Below are 17,068 nucleotides of genomic sequence, written 5' to 3' on the forward strand. Positions count from 1 at the left end.
GCCGGTGTCTTCGCCGGCCGCGTCGAAGCAGCCTCGCAACGCCAACCTGAACCTAACGGGAGTTCGACCATGACCAGCAATACGATCACCATGCAGGACGGTACGCAGATCTACTACAAGGACTGGGGCAAGGGCCCTGTCGTCACCTTTTCGCACGGCTGGCCGCTGAACGCCGATGCCTGGGACGGACAAATGCACTTCCTCGCGCAGAACGGCTTTCGCGTTATTGCGCATGACCGACGCGGACATGGCCGCTCGAGTCAGCCCTCGTCTGGCAATGACATGAACGGCTACGCCGACGACTTGGCGCAGTTGATCGAGTCGCTCGACTTGAAGGACATCACGATGGTTGGACACTCGACCGGTGGCGGCGAAGTCGCGCGCTACATTGGCCGCCACGGTACCAAGCGCGTGGCTAAAGCGGTGCTGATCGGCGCAGTGCCGCCGGTGATGCTCAAGTCGGCTAGCAATCCCGAAGGCCTGCCGATAGAGGTTTTCGACGGCATCCGCAAGGGCGTGGCCGGCGATCGCTCGCAGTTCTACAAAGAGCTGGCCATTCCGTTCTATGGCGCCAATCGCGATGGCGCCAAGGTCTCGCAAGGACTGTTGGATCAGTTCTGGCTGTGGAGTATGCAAAGCGGCCAGAAGAACGCCTATGAATGCGTCAAGGCTTTTTCCGAGACCGATTTCACCGAAGACCTGAAGAGGATCGACGTGCCGACACTGTTCATGCACGGCGAGGACGATCAGATCGTGCCTATTCACGATTCAGCGAAAAAGGCCGTGCGACTGGTGAAGAACGCCCAGGCGATCTATTACCCCGGCGCACCGCATGGTCTCACCTCGACCCTGCAGGACCGCATTAACGCCGATTTGTTGGCTTTCCTGCGCAACTGATAACGCCAGGTCCAGCGCTCGAACGAACGTTTGCCGTCACCGCCGGCACATCGTGGCCGGCGGTCCAGTGTCCTTTAGGAGATTTCATCATGCTTTCCGTAGACAACACCTTGCAATCCACTAGCGTCACACCCGTCGATCTGGTTCCCTCCCGTTATGCATTGAGGATTGGTGACATTGACGCGATGGTCGTCAGCGATGGCGTCTTGCCGCTGCCAACGGCGACGATGGCCACCAATGTGGATCCGGTCGACCTGGCGAATTGGCTAGATCACATGTTCATGCCGCCAGACGCGTTCGACTGGCCGTTGAATGTGATGGTGGCCCGTAGCGCAGACCAGACCATTCTCATCGATGCCGGACTGGGCGGGCAATTTCCGGGTTTCCCGCGTGCTGGACAATTTCCTCAGCGATTGGAATCCGCGGGCATCGCTCTGGAATCCGTGACCGATGTGATCATCACCCATATGCACATGGACCACGTGGGCGGGCTACTCGTTGACGACGTCAAGAAGCGCTTGCGCCCAGATGTGCGCATCCATGTGTCGGCGGCCGAAGTCGAGTTCTGGACGTCGCCCGATTTCTCTCACACCGTCATGCCCAAGCCCGTGCCGGCCGTGCTCAGGACAACTGCCACGAGTTTCTACAACGAATACCGCGACCGGCTGCACATTTTTCAAGACAAGCATGAAGTCGCGCCGGGCGTGTTCGTCCGTGTCACCGGCGGCCATACACCAGGGCACAGCATTGTCGACTTGGTGTCTGGCGGCGAACGGTTGACCTTTGCGGGCGACGCGATGTTTCCGGTCGGGTTCGATCACCCGGATTGGCACAACGGCTTCGAGCATGATCCCGAAGAGTCGGCACGCGTTCGTATCGGCCTTTTCCAAGAATTGGCTCAGAACGGTGGGCTGTTGGTGGCCGCGCATTTGCCGTTTCCGTCTCTTGGTCGGGTAGCGGTCGATGGAAAAGCCTTTCGTTGGGTTCCCATCATCTGGGATTACTGATTCCGCCGCCTTCCATACGACTTCATTGTGATGGCCACGCGGCATCCTGGGACGCACATTCGCAGGGTGCCGTGTCCATCGTCCATGTCAATCAAGGAATAACCATGAAAAAACTCTCGGGAAAAACCGCAGTGATCACCGGCGGTAATAGTGGCATTGGCCTGGCCTCTGCCCAGGCCTTTGTTGCCGAAGGCGCGCGTGTCGCGATCCTTGGACGGCGACAACAGGCCGTCGACGATGCGGTGGCACAACTGGGACCCACCGCGTTCGGTGTGGTCGGCGACGTCGCCGACCTGTCGACGCACGATCGCATGATGGCCGAGGTCGGCGAACGGTTTGGCGCCATCGATATCTACATGGCCAATGCTGGCATGAACAACATCGAGCCTTCGTCGGCGGTGACCGTCGACAGCTACGACAGCCAGTTTGACATCAACACGCGCGCGGTGTTCTTCGGCGTCACCAAGGCGTTGCCGTTGATGCGCGCAGGTGGCTCGATTATCCTGACGAGTTCCATTGCGAGTGCGAAAGTGCTGGAAAATCATGCGGTCTATGCCGGCTCTAAAGCCGCCATCGAGGCCTTTGCACGCGCCTGGGCGTTGGAGTTCAAAGCCAGCAAGATCCGCGTCAATGTACTGAGCCCCGGACCCACCGACACGCCCATTCTCGAAAAATTGGGCGTCGCTAAATCAGACCGAGCGGCGTTCGAGCAGGGCATGGCGTCGGCAATTCCGCTTGGTCGGCTGGCGAAATCGGACGAGCTGGCCAGTGCTGCGCTGTTCCTGGCGTCAGATGAAAGTCAGTTCATTACAGGTGTCGTCCTGCGTGTCGACGGAGGCATCGCGCTGACTTGACGGGGTGAAGAAACTTAGTCATCGTCACGCGCAGGCGTGCGCCTGCGCTTGTTCGGGAACACCGATCGCCATGCCAGCACACAAGCGGTGACGCACATGACGAGCCCGAGTAGGGATAAGCCGATGACGAGTGCATCCCGTAATCGCGGCCGCTGCATCAGTATGGAGAAATCCAGACTATGTAATCCATGGTAGAGGATGCGCTGCCATCGACCGGAGTCGTCTACCCGCAACAGAAGCCGGCCGCTGCCAGGATCCGCATAGATCGTTGTTCCGTCCTCCCACGCCGCGCGCCATACCGGCAACGGCCGCTGCCAGCGGTTATCTGGGGAAAGCGGGTAGCGGGAGTAATACTGCGAATCATAGGCCTGCAGATAGTCCAATTGCGTAGGCTCTGAATCTCGCAATCGGACCAGAGCACCGATTATCAACTCGTCGGGCAGGCGTTCGAATGAGACCGGTAATAACCTTCGATCGGCGTGCACCAGTCGCTGATGATTAGCACTGCGCATCAAGTACCAGGACTCGCCATCGACGCTGATCAGGCGTACTTCACGGACGTTGTCGCCGTCCCGTTTGGTCAACTGTAGTGCATCACGCACCGGTAGCGTCGGCCCCTTGATGGTTCCATGCCAGTTCTGCAGCTCGGCATTATTGGGCCTGCCTGGACTGAATACGCCGAACGGGTTCATGGACAGCAAGCCGGAAAAAATCCACGTCAATGTGAAAACGGCCGCTGCCAGTCCCAGGATATGATGCCAACGCATCCAGAACTTTCGGTAGGGAATCCAGCGCGACCGATTCAGAAATAACTGCCACGCGCCAAGTGCCAGGCCGCTGACCGCGAGCACTACGCCGGGAACGGAAAGCCATACCACCACATGGTGCCAGGCACGCGGAAATTGCCGCAGTACCGTGGGATAGATCCAATGCGGGACGGCGCCGAGCCAGTTCCAGAAGCGTTCGGCGCGCCGGGTGTCGCGCACGACTTCTGCAGCCTGGGCTGAAACGTAAAGTTCCAAGCCATCATCACCTTGCGCGCCGGCGCCCATGCTCACTTTGTATAGCGGCCGATATGGGTCGAGACCCTGCGGGACCGTCCATTGATCGCGCTCCACGGGTTCAACAGCATATGCGTGTCGTTCGCTGAACGCTTCTGCAACTGCCGCAGCTTGGGCAGCATCCATGGCGGGTAGCAATGCACCCGTGCGGGCATCCAGCATTTGCCAATGATCTGATTGCCTGGAGGATGTGTCACGTGATGTGGTGAGCACCCGCCAGACGGGACTGTCGGCATGCATGCCCAGCCTGGCTGCGCCTATCTGCAGACCCGCTAGGCGCGCCGCCTCCTCCGCGTTCAGGCAGCAATCGCTGCCGGCTTCGATCACGGGGAGTTCGGCGAGCCGCTCTGTCTCGGTCAGTGCGGGAAAGGGCACGAAATAGAGCACGATGCCGCTGGCAAACCACATCGTAAAGAACAGGACCAGAACGACCCCTATCCATTTGTGCAGCCAAATGAGCGTAGCCTTGAACCTGGATTGAGCCATGACTGCCTAGAATGTAGCGCGTGTAGTCAGCAAGACAGTCCGTGGCGCGCCGAGCAGCCAGGTGGAGTCGGAGCCCGACACGGCGTAGTCGCGATCGGTCAGGTTTTTGATCGCCAGCATGAAGCTCAGCTTGGGCGAGTGTTCGTAGGTCAGCGCCGCATCCACGACGGTATAGCTCGGCAGCCATCGCGAATTGGCCGCATTGGTCGGCCGCTCGCCGACGTAGCGCACGCCCGTGCCGATCTTCCACTGTGGCGCAAATCTCCATGTCGTCCAAAGATTGGCCATGCGTTCGGGTACGCCCGTGGGCACGTTGCCGCTGCGCGATATCGATGCTCCCGAATCCACTTCGCTGAAGTCGTCGTAGCGGGCGCGCAGCAGCGCGATGTTGGCGTCGATGGTCCAACCTGAGATTGGTTCTGCCGCGAACGCCAGTTCGATACCCGTGGAGGACTGGCGGCCCACCTGTTGCGTGATCGTGGGATCATCCGGATCGCGAGAGAGCAGGTTGCGCTTTTCGATGCGGTAGACCGACGCGGTCCATTCGCCGCGAATCGACGGCACGAGGCCTTTGACACCCGCTTCGACCTGATGGCCGCGGGTAAGATCGAGATCTGTTCCGCCACCAGGCAAGGAGAGCGCGCCGCTCAACGGATCAGTGCCCGTGGAATACTGTCCGTAGAAGGACAGTGTCTCTTTTGGCGCCCACACTACGCCGATCCGGCCCGTAGTGGGATCATAGGATTTGCTTTGCCGCACACCCGTACGCAGATTGTTGTCGTCGAGCCGCATGTGCTCGTGGCGCAGGCCGCCGACCAGCTTCCATTCTGGCGTTACATCGAGCGCGTTTTCGATGAAAAGCGCAGTCGTCTGCAGTTTGGCGCGGCGCCCGCGTGTGGTCGGATCTGGGCTGTCGAACTCTCCGCGGTCGAAGTCATAGGGGTCGACGGTGCTGCTGCCTCCATACGGAGAATTGTTCGAATGCAGCAAGGTGGTGCGATACCAGTCGACGCCGGCGACCAGCCGATTGCGCATCCCGCCGATCTGGCCATCGAGCGTCATATCGAACCGATTACCCGTCTGTTCCTGGTCGTGACGGATCTCCAGATAGTCCTCGCGAATGATCGAATTGCCAGTGGTATCGAAGCCATAGGACTCTGCATTGCGCCAGTGGCGTTTGGACGTCAGATAGTAGGTCTCATTGCGCAACTGCACATCGGGGCTGATCTCATACTCCACCTTGGCACGCCAAAGGCGGTCGTCGTAACGCACCGCGGCATCGGAGACGTTGTAATTGATGCGTTTGAGGCTGTCATCGAGCTTGCCATCGCGCAGGGGTGTGCCGAAGTAGCGCGCATCGTCGTTGACGCCGCCATCCAACGAGAAGGTCGCTGTCAATCGTGACGTCGGCTTGACTGAAAGCGCCAATGCATAGTTGCGTCGCTGGACGTCCTCTAGCGCGCGGTAGCCGTCGCTGCGCTCCCCATCGACATAAATGGAATACGCGACGACATCATTGACAGGCCCGCGCAGACCGACGCCACCTTGCACCACGCCATACGAGCCCACGCCCAAGAATGCCTCGCGTTGCGTTTCATCCCAGATCGGCTTTTTGGTGACGTAGTTCACGGCCGCGCCGATCGCCCCGTCTCCGTACAGTACCGACGCCGGGCCCCGCAGGACTTCCACGGATTCAAGGGGCCAAGTGGAAAAGGGGTAGGTGACCGTTCCAGCGGCGACTACCTGGCGCGTCCCGTCAACGAGCTGTGCGACCGAGCTATGCCCAACAAAGCCTCGGGCCACCAAAGATGTTCCCCCATTGCCTGGGGAGGGGGCTTCCGTGATGCCTGGCATGCGGATTGCGGCATCCTGTGCGCGGGTGAGGCCGCGATCGGCCATTTCTTCGCTGTTCATGACACTGATGCTGGCGGGTGTTTCCATCGGCGATAGGCCCAACCTGGATCCTACCTGCTGCGGGATATCCAATCCTAGTGAACTGCCCGGCGTGGTGTAGACGCCGTGGACTTCGACCGGTGCCAGCGTTGCTGCCGGCGCTGTGACTTCCTGAGCCAGAGCTGCACTGCCGCCGAGCAACGCAGCGATACCGATAATTCGCATAACGATGTCTTGTTGTTTGTCACGGCTATGGAAGGGGCCGTGTCCGACTTTAGTGAGAGGACGCCAGGGCCTGCGTCAGGCCATGTTCGAATACGTCACGGGGTAGTCGGCGGCCGATGAAAACGATTCGGCTTTCGCGCGGCTCGTCCGCCTTCCACGGGGTCCCGGGCTCCGAGCCCACCATCATGTGCACGCCCTGCAGCACCATGCGCCGGTTCGCGCCCTTTACCGATAGCACGCCCTTGTAGCGCAGCAGATCATTTCCGTAGACCTGAACGAGGCCACCGAAGAAATCTTCCAGCAATACCGGATCGAAGGGCGTCTTGGAATGGAAGACGAAGCTGCCGACATCGTCATCGTGTTCATGGTCTGTATCGGTCAGAAAGGTCGGCTCGATTTCCAGGATGGCATTCAGATTGAAGCCCCGGATGTCCAGGATTTCGGCAATCGCGGTCTCGCCGAAGTTGACACGCGAGATCGGTGCCCGTGGGTTCATGCGCCGCAGCCGCTGCTCTAGCTCTTGCGCTTCGTTGGGTTGAACGAGGTCAGTCTTGGACAACAGGATTCGGTCAGCAAAGCCGACCTGTTCCTGCGCTTCGTGGTGCTCGTCAAGTTGCTGGGGAGCGTGCTTGGCGTCGACGACCGTAACAATAGCGTCGAGCAAATACGCATCGGCGATCTCATCGTCCACGAAGAATGTCTGCGCGACCGGCGCGGGGTCGGCCAAACCCGTCGTTTCGATGATGACGCGTTCGAACCTTGCCTCGCCCGCCGCCTGGCGTCTAGCCAAGTCCCCCAGGATACGAATCAGGTCGCCGCGCACAGTGCAACAAATGCAGCCATTATTCATCTCGATGATCTGCTCGTCCGCTTCCTGGACGAGCAGATCATTGTCGATTCCTGTCTCGCCAAATTCATTCTCGATGACGGCGATTCGGTGGCCGTGGTTCTCCTGCAGAATACGGTTGAGCAAGGTGGTTTTGCCGCTGCCGAGAAAGCCGGTAAGGATGGTGACTGGAATTTTCGCCATGGTCGGGCCTCAATAGGTTAAGAGATACGGGATGTGCGCAATAGACCGCAGCGCGCACATGATCGCGGTAGTCGGAGCTCTGAGCGCAGCCGCTATCGCCATGGTATGGTACGTTATGTTATAACATAACGTACTGGATTTGATCATTTGGCTGCGCTAGAGTGCGTCTATGACATCGCCACCTCAGCTGACCAATCATCAAACGCTCGTACTAAAAACGCTATTGCGCGTCAAAGTGCCAACGAGCGCCTATGGCCTATTGGACCAATTGCGCGAGCAAGGTCTGCGGGCCCCCCAACAGGTGTATCGGGCACTCGACAAATTGATGGAATTGGGTCTCGTCCATAAGCTGGATAGCCTGAATGCTTTCGTCGCCTGCTCGCATCCTCATCCCCACGCTCATGGTTTGGCGGCCTTTGCCATCTGTACCCATTGCGGACAAGCAGAAGAGATGACCGATCTAGCGATAGAGAAGCGGCTGCAATCTTGGTCAAAAGACCACGCATTCAAGTTGAGGTCTGCAACGATTGAAATGCGTGGCACTTGCGCGCAGTGTTCGCCGGATTGAATCTCGGATCACTGTCGCAGAGTAGGACAGCCCCCCGTCTGGCATGTCCACACAGTCAAGGGTGCTCTATAACATTCGATTATTTAAATAATATCGCCGTAAGGTTAGTGATGCTTTTCGCTCTACGAGGTCTTGCGGCGGCCGGTTTGATCTTGATCGGCCAAGAGTTCTTTCTACATTTCATCGACCCACAATACCCGGTGCTTCCTTCAGTTCTTCGGTCAAATGGTGGCGCAGCACGCTTGTCAGAAAGCTTCGGCTTTCGTTTTCAAATAGACCGATATTGCGGCAAGCGAGTTCATCGTCAAAAGGAATGATCCGCAGCCCTTTGTCTTTTTCCCAGTCCGAGCCTGGAAATAAGGGAAGTATCGTTACGCCTAAGTCGTCGCGCACGAGATCGACGATGGTTCGCATTGCGTTCATTTCCAGGAAATTGTTCATCTTCAGGTGTTGTCGCCTCATGAATCGATCGATGAGTACTCCCGTGGTGGACGCCAGCGACACGCGCAAGAATAATTTTTCGGCCAGGAGTGCACGGACATCCAGCGCCTTGTCCGCACGCGCGCTGACAATAAAGACCAGGGGTTCACGGTATAAGTGAGTCCAGAGCACTCCGGCCGGTGTTTTATGGGCACTCTTGACTGACAGGGCGGCGTCCAATTCGCCCTCTTTCACGCGCGTGGGCAAGTCACCTGAATAGCTCACGCCGGGTTGCACGAGCACGTTTGGATGGCGCGCGCGCATCTTAAGCACTGATCGCACTACCAATCCCATGGACGTGGCGATCGAGGCAACTTTGAGTGACCCGGATAAATTGCTTTGATCCGGATCCGCAAGCTGCATTTGATCGCACAGTTTCAGCATCTGAACAGCCAAGGGCAGCAAACGGTGCCCACGTTGGTTCAAGGAAATGCCTTTTCCTATCCTATCCACCACGGAGTATCCGAGATAAGCCTCCAGTGCCTGGATTTGCAGGCCAACGGCGGTGGGCGTCAGGGAAACCTGCTCGGAGGCGGCGACGAAAGAGCCGTGCCGGGCCACTTCAACGAATGTACGGAAAAAGCGAATATTGCTCAACACATGCCTCCATGCCGACTTATCAATAAAGTTTTTCTTGATTGTATTGAAATTTATTCTAGGTTTACTGTTTTATTAAGTTGTCACAGAATGGTCAACAACACGAGACATCCCAGTTTGGGTGCGTAACGAGGGGAGAGCGATTTGAAAAAGCCTACTGATACTTCTTCAAGCAAGACTCGGTTGGTTCACCGAGACGAAACAGGCGAGCCTATTTTGCGTCGGCGGCGAATGATTCTGACCGGCTTAGGTGCTACCGCGTTGGGTAGTCTTGGCGTCATGAGCCCGCTGAGGGCGCAGAGTCAGCCCTTTTATCGTGATAACACGCCCATCGAATTAATCGTGCCCGGTGGCCCCGGGGCAGGCACCGATGTCGTCGCGCGACTCGCTGCAACCGGCATCGCGCAGCAACTGAAGAACCGAGTGGTAGTCAAGAATTTGCCCGGCGCCGCAGGGATCATTGCCGCCCAGGCGGCCGCCCGTGCCAAGCCTAATGGCTACAACCTATTCTTTGGGATCACCGGCACCCATACTGTGAATCAATTCCTGTATGACGATTTGCCCTACGACCCGCAGAAAGATTTTGAGCCGATATCGCTGGTCTGTAAGTACAACAATGTCCTGGTTGTGCGCCCCGATTTCGAGGCTCAAAATTTCAAGGACTTTATCGCCCTTGTTCGTGCCAATCCGGGTAAGTATTTTTATGGCATCACGCTGACGGGCAGCTCCAGTAACTTGGCCATGGAGTTTCTCAAGAGCGAGGCGGATCTGGACTTGCCAGGCGTTCCCTACGGCAGCGGCGCTGCCGCAGTCACCGACTTTCTGGGTGGGCAATATCCTATCCTGATGGATACGGTCATTAACCAATTGCCTCACATCAAGGCGGGGCGAGTGATTCCGCTGGCGACCACTGGTAGCGTGCGCTCACATGTATTACCCGACACGCCCACCATTTCAGAAAGTGGCTATCCGCAGGTGGTATCCATCGGCTGGGGCGGGATCATGGCACCGGCGGGTACGCCACCAATGGCCATTGACGAGATAAGCCAAGCACTCAAGTCCGTCTTGGCCTCGCCGATATTCGACAATCTGAAGGCGGCGGGGTTGGAAACGGAATACACAACGCCGGCGCAGATGGCCAAGTTCATCGCAGACACAGCGGCCCAGTCCGCTCGCATTGTAAAAGCCGGCAATATCAAGCCGGCAAGCTGAGGATAGCGCCTCATGACAATGGAACACTCGCGATCTCGTCGCAGCCTGATCAAGGCACTTGGGGTACCTGCGCTGTTGGGCCTCTGCCCGCTAAATGTGCGCGCACAAAGCTTTCCCTCGCAACCCATCACCTTGATCTGTCCCTTTGGTGCCGGCGGATCTGTTGATCAGTACATGCGCGTACTGTCCCAAACAGCATCCCGGCATTTTGGCCAGAGCATCGTCATCGACAACAAGCCCGGCGCGGGCGGGGCCTTGTCTGCCGCCATACTATCCAAGGTGCGCCCCGACGGTTATACCCTGGGTATGCTCTCGAGCTCGGCGTTTCGTGCGCCGTGGCTCGAACCGAAAATGGCCTTTTCGCCATTGACTGACTTTTCGTACATCATCGGCATGACGAGCCTTGAGTTCTGCGCTGTTGTGCGTGCGGACTCGCCAATCAAGTCTTTTGCGCAGTTCATGGCAATCGGCAAGGAAAAACCTGGCTCCATCCAGTATGCGGCGGGCGACCCCACAACGTCTGTGCCCATTACCATGGTGTCGATCCAGAAGAAGTACGGCGTTGCGTTTCAGCATATCCCATACAAGAGCGGCGCCGACATGGCAGTGGCGTTGATTGGCGGACATGTCGACGCGGTCATCGATTCTGTTGGGACATACGTCCCCTACATCAGGAGTGGCCAGCTACGTCTGCTGAGCGCATTGGGGGAGACGCGATTCAAGGCATGGCCTGACGTGCCCACTGCGCGGGAGCAGGGATACGACGTGGTTCTCAGTTCCCCATTGGGTCTTGCAGGTCCAGTCGGATTGCCCACCGATATCGTGCAACGCTTGCACGAGGGTTTTCACCGGGCGATGCAGGAGCCGGAAATCATCGCCGTACTCAATACTCTGAATCAGCCGGAATGGTATCGAAATCCTGCGGCATTCGAGGCCTATGCGCATGCCGCTTATAAAGAATCTGGCGATCTGCTCAAGAATGCAGGACTGATTTAACCAAACCGAATACGACATAGACAGACGAAAGAATGACGACTCCCTTCCCCCTCATTGAAATTTCAGGCTCACCCGAACAACGCGGCAAGCAATATGGCAAGCAAGCCGCCGACCGCATCTATAAAGGTATAGAACACTACACGGGCCAGCTCGAACGCCTCTGCCTGACACGCGCTGTCCTTGAGTCCATTGTTCGTGATTACTTGCCCGTCATGGAAAAGTTCGATGCCAACCATGTCATTGAACTTAGAGGCATCGCAACAGGTGCCGACATTTCGTTCGAAGACGTGGTGCTGCTTAACGCCAGAACGGAAATCCTGAAACTTGCGACCTATCCGGCCCTGCGCGAATCTCTGATCGGCGCAGGCGACCTGGATGGTTGCACAGGTCTGGTTGTACTGCCCGAAGCGTCGGCCGACGGGCAGATTATTCATGCCCAGAATTGGGACTGGAAAATGGAGTGTGCCGAGACGGCCGTCGTCTTGCGCATACGCAGGGACGACGGGCCCGACATCCTGACATTCACCGAAGCTGGGGCGCTGGCGCGCTCGGGCCTCAACAGTGCAGGAATATCGCTGACGGCCAATTATTTGGAGTCAAGCATCGACTACCAGAAGGTGGGTGTGCCGCTACCTCTGATTCGTCGCAGAATTCTGGAGAATGAGCATTACGCACTCGCTATCCATGCCACCTATCTAACGCCGAAATCAGGATCGAACAACATAATATTGGGTCACGAAGGGGGGATTGCCATCAATTTCGAGTGTGCGCCTGACGAGACATTCGTGACGTATGCGCAGCGCGGTCTGATCGTGCATGCAAATCACTGGCAGAGCCAGGTTGCCTTGGGCAAGTTCAAGGATGTTGGCATTGCCACGACACCAGACTCCTTATATCGCGACCTGCGGGTGCGTTCACTTCTGGAGCCGCATCTGGGCCAGATCGACGTGGCGAGGGTGAAGGCAGCCTTGCTCGACGATTTCGCGACGCCGTGGGCGGTTTGCCGGCCTCCGCGCCTGAATCTTGCCAGCAATCTGAGCGCTACTGTGGCAACGGTGGTGATGCGACCGGTTGACCGGGCGATGGAGATTGCCGCGCTTCCCGCCCTGGATCCCACGTTCACGTCGTATGGTTTCAGCGATTAACCTGATCACGAGGAGCATCATGCCTTTAGCTTATCCCAAGGTAACCCGTAGTCCCCATGTGGGTTCGGACAGTCTGCAAGCGTCCGCCTGGCCAGAAAATGCGCGGTGCGTGGTGGCGTTCACCGTGGATTTCGATGGAACCGGTAATGAGGTAGGCAAGGGGCTGGAGCCTTTTGGCGCCCACTCCGCTGGACGCTACTCTGCTCGGCGCGGTATTGCGCGCCATCTTGATATGCTCGAACGGCTCGCCATACCCGCGACGTTTTTCGTGCCAGGCTACGATGCAGAATGCTCTCCGGAAGCCGTTCGAAGCATCGCACAGGCGGGTCATGAAATCGGTGCGCATGGCTATGTGCACGAAGGGATGTTGCTCGAGCCCGAGGAAGAAGTTCGTCGTCTGACACTTACGCACACGATCCTGAGCGACCTGCTTGGCGTATCACCGCGCGGTTGGCGTTCACCGTCGGGACAGAAAACCGGCGTCACGCTTCCTACGCTGAAAAGCCTGGGCTATTGCTACGACAGCAGTGACAAGGATGCCGATTCGCCCTATATGCTCGATATCGGTGGCGAACAATCCATGGTCGAGATTCCTAACAACACCTATAGCCTTGATGACTTTCCTTTCTTCAATTTTTCGATGACGCCTGTCTCCGAGGTCATTGATCAATGGAAGCGTGAGTTCGACTTGCGCTATTCGGAAGGCGGGTTCTTTATGTTGACGGTACATCCTCGATCGGGTTGGGGCTCGGGCACGCCGAGCCGTACGAACGCCATTGAGGAAACCTTGCGCCATATTCAGCGACATCGCGACGTCCACTTCACCCGGTTGATTGACCTGTATGAGCATATCAACCAGACGCCCCATTGTTTTGACGAGGTTCGGATATGAGTTTGCAAGCTAAATTGGCGCGTTGCCCCGTAGTGATCGGCGTCAACGTGGATACGGAATCCCTGGATGCGGCGAATGCAGGGAAAGGTGGGCTTTTCGGACGTCATTCTTATGGACGCTACGGTGCTCGAGAAGGAGTCTGGCGCATGCTCGATGAGTTTTCGCATGCGGGAGTTCACGTCACCTTTTTCATGGTCCCCGAAGACGCACAGCGGCACTTGCACATCGTTGATGCAGTCCTCAAGCAGGGTCACGAAATTGCGGTACGCGGCAAAGTACAGGCGGAAGTGGGGGGAGCGTCGTTCCTCGAGTCACTGGAGCAAGACCGGGACATGCTGCAGCAGATAACGGGCCACCGGCCCGTGGGGTGGCGCGCGGCTAATGGTTTGGTGACTGAGAAAACGCTTCCCGCATTGGCGGATTTGGGCTATCTGTACGACAGCAGTGCCCAAGACGACGACGTGCCTTATGTCATGCGTGGGCTTTCGGGGTCAACATTGGTTGAATTGCCGGTGTTCGATTATTTGACCGATGCCACTTTCTATACGCACCGCCACACCGATGCTCGAGTCCGTAAAGCCTGGGTAGAGGAGGCCGATGCCCAATACAACGCGGGCGGATATATCAACCTTACCTTGCACACTCGCGGTGATGTCGGCTCATCCCGGTTACCGCGCGTGCAGATAGTGGGCGATTTCATCCGGACAATGGCAAGTCGTCCTGATGTTGAGTTTTATCGTGCTGCGGATCTGGCTGATGCATGGAGGGAAGCTCGCACTGACACCGAGGCGTTCCCTACACGTAGGGCGCCGCAGATATAGTGGTATGGTCCTCGAGGATCGGTCTAGCTTTTGGAGGAAATCTGGACTTCCCGCCAGCAAGAACCCGAGGATGATGAGTGGAATACCTGTCATGCGGTCAGTGTTTGGAAATCTTTGTGGGCCTATGGCAATTCCACATTATCGGCCTCGTCGATCCGTCCACTAGATCTTGGTCTGATTCTTCCGTAGTCATAGCGAGAGTTAGAAACCTCATACCTCGTTCCGGTAATGGCTGTTTTCAGAAATGCCTTGAGTGATTGCAATTGAGACGGCTGGAAGTCTTCACGGAGGGGATAGCCCTTAGGATTCGCCTTTCGCTTAAGCCAAACTGAGCCGAAGTAGAAGGCACCGAGTATTGGGACGATAGTACCTAACGCGAGCGGCGCTTCTAGACGCAGTGACTCATTAGGGATCGCAAGCCGAGTTGACATAAGGGTCTGTCCTGAATGTGGTTCATATTTTTCGTCATATCTTTTGTTTTACATTTCTGGACTAAACGATCTATAATTTGCCAATGCTCAGCACAAACAATTTATCTGACCGACAGAGAGGGCGCCCCCGCGAATTTAACCCTGACCAGGCGATCGAACGAGCAATGCAGATCTTCTGGACGAAGGGCTATCAAGGCACATCTCTGCCGGATCTCATGGGGGCGACGAAGCTTTCCCGAGGTAGCCTGTACGCAGCCTTTGGTGACAAGCACGGGCTCTTCCTTCTGGCCCTCGATCGCTACATCAGTCAAGCGCTCGAGCGACTGGACGAAGAGCTTGCTTCTGGCCGCAATGCCCTCGAGGGACTCAAGGAATGCATGGACGGCTATGTCGCGCGTACCGACGGCGCTGCTGGACAGCGCGGCTGCTTAGTGGTGGCTACTGCTATGGAGCTCGCGGCTTGGGATCAGGAAATTTCGCAGCGGATTGCCCATTTTTTTAAAGCGATGGAGGCGCGTTTGATCAAGGCCTTGGCGCGTGCGAAAGAAGAGGGCAGTTTGGCCAAGAATGTCGACCCGACCGCGACAGCTCACATGCTGGTTTGCTTCCTCGAGGGCTTACGTGTTGTTCGCAAGATCAAGGCCGAGCCGCAAAGAGCCAGGGCGGCCGTACAAATGCTTATTAGCAGCCTCGTAGCCTGATCACCGAAGATTAAGGCGCGAGGCGTTTATTTTTGATTAATTTTAGACCGAATGGTTTATAAATGAATGCTATTCATATCGCGGCAGCTTTGCTTGTACCGCTGCTGTGGGGCCTCCAATATGTGGTCATCAAAGCCGGGCTCACGGTGCTGCCACCGCTGCTTTTCGCTGGCCTGCGATTCGCTGTAATCGCGGCGATTCTCATCCCTTTTATTGGGCGTATTCGAAGGCAGGATATTGGGGTCGTCTTCTTGATCTCTCTTTTCATGGGAGGCGTGAACTTCGCTGGTGCCTTCATCGGGTTGACCCAAGCACCGGCGGGCATCGCCGGAATTGCCAATCAGCTTTGGACCCCTTTCACACTGATGCTTGCTTGGCCCATGCTGGGCGAGAGACCTTCTGCTCGCGTGATGCTCGGCGTCGGTATTGCACTGTGTGGTGTCGCATTTGCCGTTGTCGATCCCGGCTTGAACGTTCCGGCTATTCCGATGTTCTTTATCGTTGTCTCCGCGATTGGATTGGCGATTGGAAATGTGCTTGCTAAGAAATTCGGCCCGTTCGATCCAGTGAGGCTTTTTGCCTGGATGTCATTTTTCACAGCGTTCCAGCTTCTGGGACTGTCGCTGATCGTGGAGAGCGGTCAGATGCAAGCTTTGCAAAGCGCATCTAGCTCAGAGTGGCTGGCTTTTGCCTTCACCGTCATGCTCGGCGGCATCGTGGCATTCATCACATGGTTTTGGTTGATTGCTCGGTTCTCAATGGCTCAAGTCGCGCCCTATGCCTTACTTCAATCTTTCTTCGCCATTGGCGCTGGTGTTGCTTTCAGGCATGAGCCAATCACCCCGATGCTGATCTTGGGCGCAGTTATTTGTGTTTCGGGTGTCGCACTCAGTCAGTGGCCAATATCCCTTCGAAAGCACATACGAGCTATGGGATAAGGCGCGGTGAACAAGGCTAGATGCCACCACCGCATGTTTAATGCCAATCAAAGGAATCAATGATGGCGAAATTCGTTCTAGTTCACGGCGCCTTTCAAGGCGGGTGGGTTTACGCAAGGGTCGCCCGAAAGCTTCGCGAAGCGGGACACGATGTCTACACGCCTACGCTGACGGGTCTGGGAGAGCGGGCTCACTTAGCCGATCGGGCGATCAATCTGGACACGCATATTCAGGACATTGTGAACGTATTCAAATACGAGGATCTTTCCGACGCCATATTATGTGGTCATTCGTACGGTGGACTGGTTATCACTGGCGTGGCGCATGAGATTGGAGAGCGCATCCGCACGCTCTTCTATCTAGATGCCTATGCGCCAGCAGATGGACAGTCCCTCGTCGATATCACAGGTGACCAAACAGCGCTGGCTTTCTTCGCGCAGGCAAATCGGAATGGCGGAATGATCCCCCCGATTCCCGCTGCGGTATTTAACGTGAATGAAGCAGACGCGGTCAGGGTCGACTCAATGTCGGTGTCGCAGCCGCTGGCTACCTTCGTGCAAGGGGTGAAAGCAGGGGTGGATTCAGCGCCGGTTGCCAATCGGACTTACGTGTTCGCAACAAAGAACGGTGGGGATTGGTTTGTGCAAACACATGCCCGCTTGAAATCCGATCCCCGGTGGATCGTCCATGAGATCCCATGTGGGCACTCCATCATGCTGGATCGGCCGGCAGATTTGGCGGCATTGCTATTGGCCGAAGCGCCAGAATGATGTTGCACTGGTTGTGAACCTTCGGTAGGTTGTGTCTGCGTTGAACATACCCGTCACTCGCTCT

The 17,068-nt window shown here is 57.0% G+C and carries 16 protein-coding genes; 12 read left to right on the forward strand and 4 right to left on the reverse strand.

From position 1 onward, the window contains the following. Nucleotides 1-69 precede the first annotated feature (69 nt). From ACNAZS_RS09045 to ACNAZS_RS09055, 3 genes are all read left to right on the forward strand, one after another. The gene (locus ACNAZS_RS09045) at nucleotides 70-897 is read left to right on the forward strand and encodes an alpha/beta fold hydrolase (protein WP_415788886.1); all 828 of its coding nucleotides are present in this window, start codon (nucleotides 70-72) and stop codon (nucleotides 895-897) included. 89 nt (nucleotides 898-986) lie between these two features. Continuing rightward, nucleotides 987-1,904 (forward strand): MBL fold metallo-hydrolase, encoded by a 918-nt coding sequence (locus tag ACNAZS_RS09050; RefSeq protein ID WP_415788376.1) that lies wholly within the window; start codon nucleotides 987-989, stop codon nucleotides 1,902-1,904. Between the two features lie 104 nt (nucleotides 1,905-2,008). Continuing rightward, nucleotides 2,009-2,758: an SDR family NAD(P)-dependent oxidoreductase gene (locus tag ACNAZS_RS09055; protein WP_415788378.1), complete on the forward strand. Its 750-nt coding sequence runs from the start codon at nucleotides 2,009-2,011 to the stop codon at nucleotides 2,756-2,758. Nucleotides 2,759-2,772: 14 nt separating this feature from the next. Here ACNAZS_RS09055 and ACNAZS_RS09060 read toward each other — a convergent pair whose 3' ends face one another. The 3 genes from ACNAZS_RS09060 to ACNAZS_RS09070 are packed head-to-tail and all read right to left on the reverse strand — an operon-like array spanning nucleotide 2,773 to nucleotide 7,453. Next, nucleotides 2,773-4,305 carry a PepSY domain-containing protein gene (locus ACNAZS_RS09060; RefSeq protein WP_415788380.1) on the reverse strand — a complete coding sequence of 511 codons (1,533 nt, stop codon included), beginning with the start codon at nucleotides 4,303-4,305 and terminating at the stop codon, nucleotides 2,773-2,775. Between the two features lie 6 nt (nucleotides 4,306-4,311). Further along, complete coding sequence (locus ACNAZS_RS09065; protein WP_415788381.1) at nucleotides 4,312-6,423, reverse strand: TonB-dependent receptor; 2,112 nt, start codon at nucleotides 6,421-6,423, stop codon at nucleotides 4,312-4,314. A gap of 49 nt (nucleotides 6,424-6,472) precedes the next feature. Continuing rightward, nucleotides 6,473-7,453 carry a CobW family GTP-binding protein gene (locus ACNAZS_RS09070; RefSeq protein WP_415788383.1) on the reverse strand — a complete coding sequence of 327 codons (981 nt, stop codon included), beginning with the start codon at nucleotides 7,451-7,453 and terminating at the stop codon, nucleotides 6,473-6,475. 169 nt (nucleotides 7,454-7,622) lie between these two features. Here ACNAZS_RS09070 and ACNAZS_RS09075 point away from each other — a divergent pair, with 169 nt between their 5' ends. After that, nucleotides 7,623-8,021 carry a Fur family transcriptional regulator gene (locus ACNAZS_RS09075; RefSeq protein ID WP_415788385.1) on the forward strand — a complete coding sequence of 133 codons (399 nt, stop codon included), beginning with the start codon at nucleotides 7,623-7,625 and terminating at the stop codon, nucleotides 8,019-8,021. A 180-nt stretch (nucleotides 8,022-8,201) separates the two neighbouring features. On the opposite strand, the gene ACNAZS_RS09080 is transcribed toward ACNAZS_RS09075, so the two are convergent. Next, nucleotides 8,202-9,098 (reverse strand): LysR family transcriptional regulator, encoded by an 897-nt coding sequence (locus ACNAZS_RS09080; RefSeq protein WP_415788386.1) that lies wholly within the window; start codon nucleotides 9,096-9,098, stop codon nucleotides 8,202-8,204. 144 nt (nucleotides 9,099-9,242) lie between these two features. Between ACNAZS_RS09080 and ACNAZS_RS09085 the strand changes: the two genes are divergently transcribed. The 8 genes from ACNAZS_RS09085 to ACNAZS_RS09120 all read left to right on the forward strand — a co-directional run bounded on the left by ACNAZS_RS09085 (nucleotide 9,243) and on the right by ACNAZS_RS09120 (nucleotide 17,004). Then, a complete protein-coding gene (locus ACNAZS_RS09085; RefSeq protein ID WP_415788388.1) occupies nucleotides 9,243-10,310 on the forward strand; it encodes a Bug family tripartite tricarboxylate transporter substrate binding protein in 1,068 nt (355 codons plus the stop codon). A 12-nt stretch (nucleotides 10,311-10,322) separates the two neighbouring features. Beyond that, on the forward strand, nucleotides 10,323-11,306 hold the full coding sequence (locus ACNAZS_RS09090) for a Bug family tripartite tricarboxylate transporter substrate binding protein (protein ID WP_415788390.1): 984 nt from the start codon (nucleotides 10,323-10,325) through the stop codon (nucleotides 11,304-11,306). 32 nt (nucleotides 11,307-11,338) lie between these two features. After that, nucleotides 11,339-12,451, forward strand: a complete 1,113-nt coding sequence (locus ACNAZS_RS09095; RefSeq protein ID WP_415788392.1) for a C45 family autoproteolytic acyltransferase/hydolase — start codon at nucleotides 11,339-11,341, stop codon at nucleotides 12,449-12,451. 19 nt (nucleotides 12,452-12,470) lie between these two features. Further along, nucleotides 12,471-13,343, forward strand: a complete 873-nt coding sequence (locus tag ACNAZS_RS09100) for a polysaccharide deacetylase family protein (protein ID WP_415788394.1) — start codon at nucleotides 12,471-12,473, stop codon at nucleotides 13,341-13,343. Beyond that, on the forward strand, nucleotides 13,340-14,164 hold the full coding sequence (locus ACNAZS_RS09105; RefSeq protein WP_415788396.1) for a polysaccharide deacetylase family protein: 825 nt from the start codon (nucleotides 13,340-13,342) through the stop codon (nucleotides 14,162-14,164). Before ACNAZS_RS09100 ends, ACNAZS_RS09105 begins: the two co-directional genes overlap by 4 nt. A gap of 595 nt (nucleotides 14,165-14,759) precedes the next feature. Beyond that, complete coding sequence (locus ACNAZS_RS09110) at nucleotides 14,760-15,296, forward strand: TetR/AcrR family transcriptional regulator (protein ID WP_415788398.1); 537 nt, start codon at nucleotides 14,760-14,762, stop codon at nucleotides 15,294-15,296. Nucleotides 15,297-15,358: 62 nt separating this feature from the next. Beyond that, complete coding sequence (locus ACNAZS_RS09115; RefSeq protein WP_415788400.1) at nucleotides 15,359-16,234, forward strand: DMT family transporter; 876 nt, start codon at nucleotides 15,359-15,361, stop codon at nucleotides 16,232-16,234. A 59-nt stretch (nucleotides 16,235-16,293) separates the two neighbouring features. Continuing rightward, entirely contained in the window at nucleotides 16,294-17,004 is a 711-nt protein-coding gene (locus ACNAZS_RS09120; protein WP_415788402.1) for an alpha/beta fold hydrolase, read from the forward strand. The last annotated feature ends 64 nt before the right edge of the window (nucleotides 17,005-17,068 follow it).

Origin of the sequence: Bordetella tumulicola, from assembly GCF_965138755.1 — a bacterium.
Classification (GTDB): Bacteria; Pseudomonadota; Gammaproteobacteria; order Burkholderiales; family Burkholderiaceae_B; genus Bordetella_A; species Bordetella_A tumulicola.